This window comes from Pseudomonas sp. GM50 (assembly GCF_000282375.1).
In the GTDB taxonomy this organism is placed as follows: Bacteria; Pseudomonadota; Gammaproteobacteria; order Pseudomonadales; family Pseudomonadaceae; genus Aquipseudomonas.
The window spans coordinates 48,969-59,776 of sequence record NZ_AKJK01000138.1; the positions used below are offsets into that span (position 1 = coordinate 48,969).

Here is a 10,808-nt window from a genome sequence, read left to right on the forward strand (position 1 = left end):
TTAACGCTGGATTTCGCGATCACGATCCAGTTGGTAAGGCAGGTCGAGCAGATGCAGGCCCGGACCTTCGAGTGCGCCAAGGTGCAGGTTGCCATCTTCTGCAGCTTCGGCTTGCAGCACGGCCAGGAGTTCAATGTTTTGCTCGGCGCGGGCGGCCAGCACCACTTCACCGATCGAACTGCCGTGGGTCGGGGAGAACAGTTGGGTACCGGGCTCCGGTAATTCGCTGGCTTCCAGCTGCAGGCGATACAGACGGCGCTTGAGCTTGCCGAGGTATTGCATGCGCGCGACGATTTCCTGGCCGGTGTAGCAACCTTTCTTGAAACTCACGCCACCGACGGCTTGCAGGTTGAGCATCTGCGGGATGAACAGCTCGCGGGTGCTCGGCATGACCTGACCGATCCCGGCGCGGATCTGGCCCAGCAGCCATTGATTCAATTCACCTTCGGCCAACAGAGCGGACAGCTTGCCCTTGATGGTGTCGGCTTGATCGGCGCGAACCCAGAGTTCAGCGCGATCCGGCGAGACGCGAAGGGCGATCAGACCGTCATTGCGCACCACGCTGTCGGTTTCTGCCGGTAGTTCCAGGCCCAGGCTGGCCAGTGCCGCATCGCCATGCTCAAGGCCAAAGCGAACCCAGCTGGCACTTTCATCGGTCAGTTTCGATTTGGAGAACACCGCATACTTTTTCAGGTCCGCCAGTTGCGGCTCCAGCAGCTCGCTGGCCATCGCCATGAGCACACCGTCGCCTTCCAGCAGAATGCGGAAACTCGACTGCATCCGGCCTTTCTGCGTGCAACGCGCGCCAAGGCTGGCCTGGGTGTCACTCAGGTAATTAAGGTTGCAAGTCAATTGGCCTTGCAGGAATTTGCCGGCATCCGCGCCGCGTACCGCGAGAACGCCTTCGTGAGACAGGGTGCAGAAAAAAGCAGAATCGGCCATGGGTCATCGCAGGGTAAAGAGTCCGAGGGACATCATAAGGGGGCGCCCATGAAATGGGTAGTTCACAAAGGATCGATGGGGGCGACCAAAGCCGACTGTTCGAGCGGGCCCGGGGCTGTATACTTGCCGCCTATTTGAGGAGCGCTCCATGGTCGAAGATGTTGAACTGAATCGCCTCTACTGGCACAGCCGCCGCGGCATGCTTGAGCTTGACGTGTTGCTGGTGCCGTTTGTGAAAGAGGTTTACCCGCACCTCAACGAAGTTGATCGCGCATGCTATGTCAGGCTGCTCGAATGCGAAGATCAGGACATGTTCGGCTGGTTTATGGAACGTGCCGAATCGGAAGATCCGGAGCTTCAGCGCATGGTTCGCATGATCCTGGATCGTGTCCAGCCCAAGTAGCGCGTTCGAATGCCGCTGGCATGCCTCACGGCATTTGCTGGCGGCCTATCTTCTGGCCCAGCTGTTCGCGCTGGGTTCGTTGTTTCTTCTTTCCCTACCGGTCTGGGCCAGTTTGCTTGGCGCGTTTTGCTGCCTGGCTCATGGCGCTTGGGCATTGCCGCGTCAGATTCTGTTGACACACCCGCAGGCGTTTCGCGGCTTGCGTCGCGATGCCGATGGCTGGCAGTTGTGGAATCAGGCGGTGGGTTGGCAGCCCGTGCAGCTGCGGCCGGACAGTCTGGCGTTGCCATTGATTGTGGTGCTGCGTTTTCGTCTGCGCGATGAGCGACGGGTCAGGGCGATCTGTGTGCCGCGGGATTCGCAGGCGGCGGATGTGCACCGACGCCTGCGGGTTCGGCTCAAGTTCAGTCGGCGTAGGTGGGCGGCACCAGAATAGTGTCCAGGGCGACCGGCAGCATGTTCGGGTAGTCGAGGGTGTAATGCAGGCCGCGACTTTCCTTGCGCTCCATGGCTGACTGGATCATCAGTTCGGCTACTTGCGCCAGATTACGCAGCTCGATCAAATCCCGGCTGACCTTGTAGTTGCTGTAGAACTCGTCGATTTCATCCAGCAACAGACGCACCCGGTGCTGGGCCCGTTGCAAGCGCTTGTTGGTACGCACGATGCCGACGTAGTCCCACATGAATCGCCGCAGTTCGTCCCAGTTGTGCGCAATGATTACGTCTTCATCGGAATCGGTGACCTGGCTCGCATCCCAAACGGGCAGGGCGGTCGGAATCGACACTTCTGGCAACTGCTCAAGAATATCCGCCGCAGCTGAACGGGCGTAAACGAAACATTCCAGCAGGGAGTTACTGGCCATGCGGTTGGCGCCATGCAGGCCGGTGAAGCTGGTTTCACCAATCGCATACAGGCCCGGCACGTCGGTGCGACCCCGCTGATCGACCATCACGCCGCCGCAGGTGTAGTGCGCTGCGGGTACCACCGGGATCGGTTGCTTGGTGATATCGATGGAGAATTCCAGGCAGCGCTCATAGACCGTCGGGAAGTGCGTCTTGATGAAGTCTTCGGGCTTGTGGCTGATGTCCAGATAGACGCAGTCGATACCCAGGCGCTTCATCTCATGGTCGATGGCGCGGGCAACGATGTCCCGTGGTGCCAGCTCGGCCCGTGGGTCGAAACGCTGCATGAAGCGTTCACCATTGGGCAGCTTCAGGTGGCCACCTTCGCCGCGCAGGGCTTCGGTGATCAGGAAACTCTTGGCTTGTGGGTGATAAAGGCAAGTGGGATGGAACTGGTTGAACTCCAGGTTCGCCACTCGGCAGCCCGAACGCCAGGCCATGGCGATGCCGTCACCGCAGGCTCCATCGGGGTTGCTGGTATAGAGGTAAACCTTTGCCGCGCCGCCCGATGCAAGGATCACGAAACGCGCGCCGTAGGTGTCGACTTCACCGGTGCCGCGATTGAGCACATAGGCGCCGAGGCAACGGTCGCCTTCAAGGCCCAGGCGCTTTTCGGTGATCAGGTCGACCGCGACCCGCTGCTCCAGCAGTTCGATGTTGGGACGCTGCTTGGCCTGATCGAGCAGGGTTCTGAAGATCGCCGCGCCCGTCGCATCGGCAGCGTGGATGATGCGCCGATGGCTGTGACCGCCTTCGCGGGTCAGGTGAAACTCGAAACCACCGTCTTCGGTGCCGGACTGTTCATCGCGGGTAAAGGGCACGCCTTGGTCGATCAGCCATTGAATCGCCTCTCTGCTGTGCTCGACAGTAAAGCGCACAGCGTCTTCATGGCACAGGCCACCGCCGGCGTTGAGGGTGTCATCGACATGGGATTCGACAGTGTCGGTGTCATCCAGAACGGCAGCGACACCGCCCTGGGCCCAGAAGGTTGAGCCATTGGCGAGATCGCCTTTGCTCAATACGGCGATGCGCAAATGACCGGGCAAGGTCAGCGCAAGGCTCAAGCCGGCAGCACCGCTGCCAATTACCAGAACATCGTGTTGAAACTGTTGGCTCATTTCAGGATTCCGCTCAAAGCGACCCGGGACGGGGTTGGCGCAAGACAGCTGGATCGGCGAGTCAAGACAGCCACACAGCCCACTAGTATATAGAGGGGGGGAGCGGCACAATAGCCGGGCTCACATGGCATTGTGAAACTACTGTGACGGAAAAGGCTGGGCGCTTCGTCGGAAGTTTTTTTGACGGCTTCGACGACAAGGCAACTGTATCGTGGATTTAACAGTCTTTTTCTCTTCACAGTTGCACAATGCCGGTTTCGGGCAGCTATAAATATGGAACTTTTGCCAAAGGCCCAAGATCAATAGACGGTTGCCTGAAACAAGGGACAGTGTCGGCTTCGGTGCGGGACTTGCGGTTGGGTCCTTGCTGACGAATCCGATGACAAGATTATTCGCGCAGCCGGGTTATCCCGCGCTGCGCTTTTCGTGCGTGCCAAATCAGAGCGCGCAGGAAACTTGCTTGGAGGGGGAGAACTTTTGCGAAAAGCCCGAGTCTATGTTTGCAAGTCTGGTCGTTCAGTAATGCAAGCCTCCTTCGAGCTTATCGAGGAGTGTTCATGCTAACCCAGGAAGAGGATCAGCAGCTGGTCGAGCGCGTTCAACGCGGTGACAAGCGAGCTTTCGATCTGCTAGTGCTGAAATACCAGCACAAAATTCTCGGGTTGATCGTGCGGTTCGTGCACGACACCCATGAAGCCCAGGATGTCGCACAGGAAGCCTTTATCAAGGCATACCGTGCACTTGGTAATTTTCGCGGAGACAGCGCGTTTTATACGTGGCTTTACCGCATCGCCATCAACACGGCGAAAAACTATCTGGTTTCACGCGGCCGTCGGCCGCCGGATAGCGATGTCAGTTCCGAGGATGCAGAGTTCTACGATGGCGATCATGGCCTCAAGGATCTCGAGTCGCCAGAACGTGCATTGCTGCGGGATGAGATCGAAGGCACCGTCCATCGAACCATTCAGCAACTGCCAGAAGATTTGCGTACGGCTTTAACTTTACGTGAATTCGATGGTCTGAGTTACGAGGACATTGCCAGCGTCATGCAGTGTCCGGTGGGTACCGTGCGCTCCCGGATTTTCCGCGCCCGGGAGGCCATCGATAAAGCCCTGCAGCCGTTGTTGCAGGAAAACTGAGACAGCGGCGACAGCCAAGAGAGGAACGCCATGAGTCGTGAAGCCCTGCAGGAATCGCTGTCCGCAGTGATGGATAACGAAGCGGACGAATTGGAATTGCGTCGGGTGTTGAATGCCTTCGACGATGTTGAAACCCGCGATACCTGGGCTCGTTACCAGATCGCTCGGGCAGTTATGCACAAGGACCTGTTGCTTCCTCGTCTGGACATCGCTGCGGCAGTCTCTGCTGCGCTGGCTGACGAAGCCGTACCGGCAAAAGCCTCTCGCGGTCCATGGCGCAGCCTGGGTCGTCTGGCAGTTGCTGCTTCGGTGACCGTTGCTGTGCTGGCAGGTGTTCGTCTGTATAACCAGGACGAGATCGCCGGTGTCGAGTTGGCCCAGCAATCCAGTCAACCGGGTCTGACCGCTCCTCAGGTCAAGGGCCCCGCTGTATTGGCAGGCTACAATGAGAGTTCGGAAGCCACTGGCCCTATGGCCAACGGCGTATTGCAAGGTCAACCAGGCTGGCACGATCAGCGTCTGCCAGGTTACTTGCGCCAACATGCTCAACAGGCTGCATTGAAAGGTACTGAGAGCGCTCTGCCTTACGCTCGTGCAGCAAGCCTGGAAAACCGTTAAGGAGGATCATGCGCGCCATACCTCTACTTACGCTTCTGCTCAGTGGCTGGTTTGTTGTTCCAGCCCACGCCGATGAAGCCCAGGACTGGCTGAAGCGTCTGGGACAGGCGGAGCAAACGCAGAGCTTTCACGGTACTTTCGTCTACGAGCGTAACGGTAGTTTCTCTACCCATAACATCTGGCATCGCGTCCAGGATGGCAAGGTCCGCGAGCGTTTACTCCAGCTCGACGGCTCGGCACAGGAAGTCGTACGCATTGATGGGCATACTCAATGCGTTAGCGGCACCCTGATAGCAGGGCTGGGGGACTCACCCAACTCCACCGCTCGTGCACTCGATCCACAAAAGCTAAAGAATTGGTACGACCTTGCCGTCATCGGCAAGTCGCGTGTGGCCGGGCGTGCGGCAGTGATCGTGTCGTTAAAGCCTCGCGATCAGCATCGCTACGGTTTTGAGCTGCATCTGGACAAGGAAACCGGTTTGCCGTTGAAGTCATTGTTGCTCAATGACAAAGGGCAACTGCTGGAGCGGTTCCAGTTCACCCGACTGGATACTGCCGAGGTGCCTTCCGACAGCGATTTGCAGGCAGGTCCTGATTGCAAAACCATTACCCTCGACAGTGACAAGGCTTCCGCCGTCAAAACTGCGCAGGTCTGGCATTCGGACTGGTTACCACCAGGTTTCGAGCTGACCAGCAGTACCTCTCACAAGGACCCGGAGACCAAAGCCCAGGTCAACAGTCTGATGTTCGACGACGGTCTGGCCCGATTCTCGGTATTCCTCGAGCCGTTGAATGGCGCAACAGTCACTGATACGCGCACCCAGCTGGGGCCAACTGTCGCTGTCTCCCGGCGATTGACTACACCGCAAGGCGAGATGATGGTGACCGTGGTCGGTGAAATACCGATTGGCACCGCCGAACGGATTGCGCTGTCCATGCGCAACGATGCCGCGGCTACCAGCAAGCAGTGAGCTGATCAGCCATGCTCGCCCATCAGGGGCTGGTTGGAGCGGGGATCGGTAATGGCTGTCGCGCCATTAATGTCTCGAAATGTTTTGCCGAGCATTTTCATTTGCAAATATCCCGAAAATTTTTTATAGGTCAGAGCCCCCTCGGCTCTGGCCTTGTTTGTTGTTCCCGGAACAAAAATACCGGCGTATCGTTTCCGGTGTTCCTTGCTCCATATCGCTTAACCATGCTCGTCGTAACGGGAGCCGTATGTCGATACCACGCTTGAAGTCTTATCTCTCCATTTTTGCCACCGTGCTAGTGCTCGGTCAGGCGGTCGCTGCGCAAGCGGTCGAGTTGCCTGACTTCACGCAGTTGGTCGAGCAAGCCTCGCCCGCGGTGGTTAACATCAGTACTACCCAGAAGCTGCCGGACCGTAAGGTGTCCAGCGAGCAAATGCCAGACCTTGAAGGCTTGCCGCCGATGCTGCGCGAGTTCTTTGAACGGGGCATGCCGCAGCAGCCACGTTCCCCCCGCGGCGATCGTCAGCGTGAAGCGCAATCCCTGGGCTCGGGCTTTATCATCTCGTCCGACGGTTACATCCTGACCAACAACCATGTGATTGCCGATGCCGACGAGATTCTCGTGCGTCTCGCCGATCGCAGTGAGTTGAAGGCCAAGCTGATCGGTACCGATCCGCGCTCTGACGTCGCTTTGCTGAAAATCGAAGGCAAGGACCTGCCGGTTCTGAAGCTTGGCAAGTCGCAGGACCTGAAAGCCGGCCAATGGGTCGTGGCCATCGGTTCGCCGTTCGGCTTTGATCACACGGTGACCCAAGGTATCGTCAGTGCCATCGGCCGTAGCCTGCCGAACGAAAATTATGTGCCGTTCATCCAGACCGACGTGCCGATCAACCCGGGCAACTCCGGTGGTCCGCTGTTCAACCTGGCCGGTGAAGTGGTCGGCATCAACTCGCAGATATACACCCGTTCCGGCGGCTTCATGGGCGTGTCGTTCGCGATCCCTATCGATGTGGCGATGGACGTTTCCAATCAACTGAAAAGCGGCGGTAAAGTCAGTCGTGGCTGGTTGGGCGTAGTCATCCAGGAAGTGAACAAGGATCTGGCCGAGTCGTTCGGTCTCGAGAAGCCGGCCGGTGCGCTGGTGGCTCAGATCCAGGATGACGGTCCGGCTGCCAAGGGTGGCCTGCAAGTGGGCGACGTGATCCTCAGCATGAACGGTCAACCGATCGTCATGTCCGCCGATCTGCCGCACCTGGTGGGCGCGCTGAAGGCTGGCTCGAAAGCCGATCTTGAAGTGATCCGCGAAGGCAAACGCAAGAACGTCGAGCTGACCGTCGGCGCTATCCCTGAGGAAGGCAAAGAGCTGGAAGCCCTGCCTAAATCCAGCGTCGAGCGCAGCAGCAATCGCCTGGGTGTTTCCGTGGCCGAGTTGACCGAAGAGCAGAAGAAAACCCTCGACCTCAAGGGTGGCGTGGTTATCAAGGAAGTTCAGGATGGCCCTGCTGCCCTGATCGGCTTGCAGCCGGGCGACGTGATCACTCACCTGAACAACCAGGCGATTGGCTCCTCCAAGGAGTTCACGGACATTGCCAAGGCGCTGCCGAAGAACCGCTCGGTGTCGATGCGAGTTCTGCGTCAAGGACGCGCCAGCTTCATCACCTTCAAACTGGCTGAATAAACCGGTTGTCGGCTGAATAAAAAACCGCCTCGAAAGAGGCGGTTTTTTTGTGCCTGGATTTTTTGTTTCTGAGGCGGTCAGCCCATCATGTCCTTGACCATGCGTTCCTGCTCCATCAACTCCCGTTGCCGTGCGTCGATCCGCGATGACAGCGGGAAGTTGCTGCCAGCCTTGCGCTTGGCGAAGTCCAGTTGCTGGATCGCCTGGCGATAGTCGCCGACCAGCGCAAAGTACTCCGCACGAGCCTGATGCAGACCGATGATGTTGCCCGACAGGCCACGAGTCTCGGCCACCATGTACCAGACGTCCGGATCATCGGGTCGGCTCTTGAGCAGGGTTTCCAGCGCTTTTTCCGCATCGCTCGCTCGATTCTGCTTGAGCAGCAGGTCGACACGCACCTGATTCAGCGGGTAGTTGCCGGGGTATTGAGTGAGCATCCGGTCGACCCGTGATTGAGCATCGGGCAGACGATTATTGGTGATGTCCAGATCGACCTGCGCCAGGTTGTAGATGATCTCATTCGGCGATTTGGCCAACAGCAGCTTGAGGTTCTCGCGAGCTTCATTCAACTGGCCGCCCTTGATCTGGGCGATCGCCAGGCCATAGCGCGCCACGTCGTTTTTCGGGTTTTCATCGAGTTGAGCCCGAAAGCGCTTGGCGCCAAGGCCCGGGGTTTCTTCATAGATCAGCTGCACGCGCGCCCGAATCAGCTGGTAACGCATGCTGTCTTCGATACCGCCCGGTTTGGCCTGTTCGGCGCGGTTGCGGGTGTCGGCGATTCGCGATTCGGTCACCGGGTGAGTCAACAGGAACTCCGGTGGCTTGGCGTCGAAGCGGTACTGGCGCATCAGCCGTTCGAACATGGTCGGCATCGAACGCGGATCGTAACCGGCCTTTTCCAGATTCATGATGCCGATACGGTCGGCTTCCTGTTCGTTCTGGCGCGAGAAGCGTCGTTGTTCCTGAATCGCCGCCGCCTGAGTGCCGGCAATGGCTGCGATCCCGGCATCGCCTGCACCGGCCGCGGCAATCACGATGCCGGCCAGCAGCGCAGCCATCATGGGCACTTGCATGCGTTGCGACGCTTCGACACCGCGGGCGAAGTGACGCTGCGACAAGTGAGCCAGTTCGTGGGCCATTACCGAAGCATATTCACCCTCGGTCTGGGCATTGAGGAACAAGCCCCCGTTGACGCCGACAATCCCGCCTGGCGCAGCAAAAGCGTTGAGCTGCGGGCTGTTGATCAGGATGAACTCCAGGCGCCGGTCATTGACCTGGCTGGTTTCCACCAGCCGGTAGACGCTGGATTCGACGTAATCCTTGAGCTGCGGATCGTTGAGCTGTGACACCTGACTGCGCAACAGCGCCAGCCATGCACGGCCCAATTGGTGTTCCTGTTGTGGCGAGACGATGGCAGAACTGGCGTCACCGAGTGACGGCAAGTCGTCGGCGAAGCCCGGTGAGGCGAGCAGGCAAGCGAGCGTCAGCAGGGTAGGGCGCAAAAAAGTCATGCACAAAGCCTTAGTCGACAAAGACCTTACTGTAGCCGGACACTACGCTTGGGACCAGATATTCTAAGCTGCTTAACCCCCTGCCCCGGAGTGATTCGATGACTGACGCTGTAACCCACGACGCCGAACTGGACGCCAGCGGTCTGAATTGTCCGTTGCCGTTGCTCAAAGCCAAACTGGAGCTAAACCGACTGGCCAGCGGTGCGGTACTCAAGGTGATCGCCACCGATGCAGGTTCCCAGCGCGACTTTCGCACCTTTGCCCGATTGGCCGGTCATACGCTGCTTCGTGAAGAAGATGAGGCGGGCGTTTACCGCTATTGGTTGAAAAAAGCCTGAAACCTGCTGCGTTCGTTTTTAAGGATTATTGATGTTCAAGGTGTTACGCGACTGGATTCAGCGCTATTTCTCGGATGAAGAAGCCGTGGTGCTGGCGGTGCTGCTGTTTCTGGCATTTACCGCGGTGCTCACCCTGGGTGGAATGCTCGCGCCAGTATTGGCCGGTATGGTGCTGGCGTATCTGATGCAGGGGCTGGTGGTGACCCTCGAACGCCTGCGCGTGCCGGGTGGCGTGGCGGTGGGGCTGGTTTTCGCGTTGTTCATGGGGTTGTTGCTGGTCTTTATCATCGTCGTGGTACCACTGCTCTGGCACCAACTGATCACGCTGTTCAACGAATTGCCCGGCATGCTCGCCAAGTGGCAGTCGCTGCTGTTGCTGCTGCCTGAGCGCTATCCGCACCTGGTGTCGGATGAGCAAGTGCTGCAGGCGATCGAAGTGGCACGGGGCGAGATCGGCAAGTTCGGCCAGTGGGCGCTGACATTCTCGCTGTCGAGTCTGCCGCTGCTGGTGAACATCATGATCTACCTGGTGCTGGTGCCAATCCTGGTGTTCTTCTTTCTCAAGGACCGGGAGATGATCGGCCAGTGGGTGCGCGGTTATCTGCCGCGCGAGCGGGCGCTGATCACCCGGGTAGCCCAGGAAATGAACCGGCAGATCGCCAATTACATTCGCGGCAAGGTCATCGAAATCTTCATTTGCGGTGGCGTGACTTACATCGCGTTCGTGGCGCTGGGGCTCAATTATTCGGCGCTGTTGGCGTTGCTGGTGGGTGTGTCGGTGGTGGTGCCTTACGTCGGGGCGGTGGTGGTGACCGTGCCAGTGCTGCTGATTGCGCTGTTCCAGTGGGGCTGGAGCGATCAGTTCATCTATTTGATGGCGGTCTACGGGATCATCCAGACGCTGGACGGCAACGTGCTGGTGCCACTGCTGTTCTCGGAAGCGGTCAACCTGCACCCGGTGGCGATCATTTGCGCGGTGCTGTTGTTTGGCGGGTTGTGGGGCTTTTGGGGCGTATTCTTTGCGATTCCCCTGGCGACGCTGTTCAAGGCCGTGCTGGATGCCTGGCCGCGCAAGGAGCCGATGGTGGCGCCACTGCTTTAATTGTCAGTCTTGAGGGCCTCTTCGCGGGCAAGCCTCGCTCCTACAGGGTGTGAAATCTTGTAGGAGCGAGGCTTGCCCGCGAAGA

At 58.7% G+C, this 10,808-nt stretch carries 11 protein-coding genes; 8 read left to right on the top strand and 3 right to left on the bottom strand.

The genetic code is table 11. The features are described from left to right. Nucleotides 1–942: a CAF17-like 4Fe-4S cluster assembly/insertion protein YgfZ gene (ygfZ, locus tag PMI30_RS01550; protein ID WP_008014845.1), complete on the bottom strand. Its 942-nt coding sequence runs from the start codon at nucleotides 940–942 to the stop codon at nucleotides 1–3. A gap of 148 nt (nucleotides 943–1,090) precedes the next feature. On the opposite strand from ygfZ, the gene PMI30_RS01545 reads away from it, so the two are divergent. Continuing rightward, nucleotides 1,091–1,345: an FAD assembly factor SdhE gene (locus PMI30_RS01545; protein WP_007898624.1), complete on the top strand. Its 255-nt coding sequence runs from the start codon at nucleotides 1,091–1,093 to the stop codon at nucleotides 1,343–1,345. Next, on the top strand, nucleotides 1,329–1,781 hold the full coding sequence (locus PMI30_RS0130025) for a protein YgfX (protein ID WP_032836296.1): 453 nt from the start codon (nucleotides 1,329–1,331) through the stop codon (nucleotides 1,779–1,781). The genes PMI30_RS01545 and PMI30_RS0130025 overlap by 17 nt, the downstream gene beginning before the upstream one ends. On the opposite strand, the gene nadB is transcribed toward PMI30_RS0130025, so the two are convergent. Then, the gene (nadB, locus tag PMI30_RS01540; RefSeq protein WP_007898626.1) at nucleotides 1,750–3,366 is read right to left on the bottom strand and encodes an L-aspartate oxidase; all 1,617 of its coding nucleotides are present in this window, start codon (nucleotides 3,364–3,366) and stop codon (nucleotides 1,750–1,752) included. The two genes, PMI30_RS0130025 and nadB, sit on opposite strands and share 32 nt — an antisense overlap. Before the next feature lie 557 nt (nucleotides 3,367–3,923). Here nadB and rpoE point away from each other — a divergent pair. The 4 genes from rpoE (at nucleotide 3,924) to PMI30_RS01520 (ending at nucleotide 7,772) form a co-directional block, all read left to right on the top strand. After that, a complete protein-coding gene (gene rpoE, locus PMI30_RS01535; RefSeq protein ID WP_003172477.1) occupies nucleotides 3,924–4,505 on the top strand; it encodes an RNA polymerase sigma factor RpoE in 582 nt (193 codons plus the stop codon). A gap of 30 nt (nucleotides 4,506–4,535) precedes the next feature. Further along, on the top strand, nucleotides 4,536–5,123 hold the full coding sequence (locus PMI30_RS01530; protein WP_007898648.1) for a sigma-E factor negative regulatory protein: 588 nt from the start codon (nucleotides 4,536–4,538) through the stop codon (nucleotides 5,121–5,123). A gap of 8 nt (nucleotides 5,124–5,131) precedes the next feature. Further along, on the top strand, nucleotides 5,132–6,094 hold the full coding sequence (locus PMI30_RS01525; RefSeq protein WP_008014848.1) for a MucB/RseB C-terminal domain-containing protein: 963 nt from the start codon (nucleotides 5,132–5,134) through the stop codon (nucleotides 6,092–6,094). Nucleotides 6,095–6,341: 247 nt separating this feature from the next. Next, nucleotides 6,342–7,772, top strand: coding sequence for a DegQ family serine endoprotease (locus PMI30_RS01520; protein WP_008014849.1), 1,431 nt, complete (start codon nucleotides 6,342–6,344; stop codon nucleotides 7,770–7,772). A 77-nt stretch (nucleotides 7,773–7,849) separates the two neighbouring features. On the opposite strand, the gene PMI30_RS01515 is transcribed toward PMI30_RS01520, so the two are convergent. Then, the gene (locus PMI30_RS01515) at nucleotides 7,850–9,283 is read right to left on the bottom strand and encodes a M48 family metalloprotease (RefSeq protein WP_008014851.1); all 1,434 of its coding nucleotides are present in this window, start codon (nucleotides 9,281–9,283) and stop codon (nucleotides 7,850–7,852) included. A gap of 98 nt (nucleotides 9,284–9,381) precedes the next feature. On the opposite strand from PMI30_RS01515, the gene PMI30_RS01510 reads away from it, so the two are divergent. Both PMI30_RS01510 and PMI30_RS01505 read left to right on the top strand, forming a co-directional pair. Next, nucleotides 9,382–9,621, top strand: a complete 240-nt coding sequence (locus PMI30_RS01510; RefSeq protein ID WP_007898654.1) for a sulfurtransferase TusA family protein — start codon at nucleotides 9,382–9,384, stop codon at nucleotides 9,619–9,621. Nucleotides 9,622–9,652: 31 nt separating this feature from the next. Further along, nucleotides 9,653–10,723 carry an AI-2E family transporter gene (locus PMI30_RS01505; RefSeq protein WP_008014855.1) on the top strand — a complete coding sequence of 357 codons (1,071 nt, stop codon included), beginning with the start codon at nucleotides 9,653–9,655 and terminating at the stop codon, nucleotides 10,721–10,723. Nucleotides 10,724–10,808: the final 85 nt, after the last annotated feature.

Excerpts from the sequence above, each read along its gene's own strand:
- PMI30_RS01525 (WP_008014848.1), top strand. The coding sequence starts at position 5,132 with ATGCGCGCCATACCTCTACTTACGCTTCTGCTCAGTGGCTGGTTTGTT.
- rpoE (WP_003172477.1), top strand. The coding sequence starts at position 3,924 with ATGCTAACCCAGGAAGAGGATCAGCAGCTGGTCGAGCGCGTTCAACGC.
- PMI30_RS01510 (WP_007898654.1), top strand. The coding sequence starts at position 9,382 with ATGACTGACGCTGTAACCCACGACGCCGAACTGGACGCCAGCGGTCTG.
- PMI30_RS01520 (WP_008014849.1), top strand. The coding sequence starts at position 6,342 with ATGTCGATACCACGCTTGAAGTCTTATCTCTCCATTTTTGCCACCGTG.
- PMI30_RS01530 (WP_007898648.1), top strand. The coding sequence starts at position 4,536 with ATGAGTCGTGAAGCCCTGCAGGAATCGCTGTCCGCAGTGATGGATAAC.
- PMI30_RS01545 (WP_007898624.1), top strand. The coding sequence starts at position 1,091 with ATGGTCGAAGATGTTGAACTGAATCGCCTCTACTGGCACAGCCGCCGC.
- nadB (WP_007898626.1), bottom strand. The coding sequence starts at position 3,366 with ATGAGCCAACAGTTTCAACACGATGTTCTGGTAATTGGCAGCGGTGCT.
- PMI30_RS01505 (WP_008014855.1), top strand. The coding sequence starts at position 9,653 with ATGTTCAAGGTGTTACGCGACTGGATTCAGCGCTATTTCTCGGATGAA.
- ygfZ (WP_008014845.1), bottom strand. The coding sequence starts at position 942 with ATGGCCGATTCTGCTTTTTTCTGCACCCTGTCTCACGAAGGCGTTCTC.
- PMI30_RS01515 (WP_008014851.1), bottom strand. The coding sequence starts at position 9,283 with ATGACTTTTTTGCGCCCTACCCTGCTGACGCTCGCTTGCCTGCTCGCC.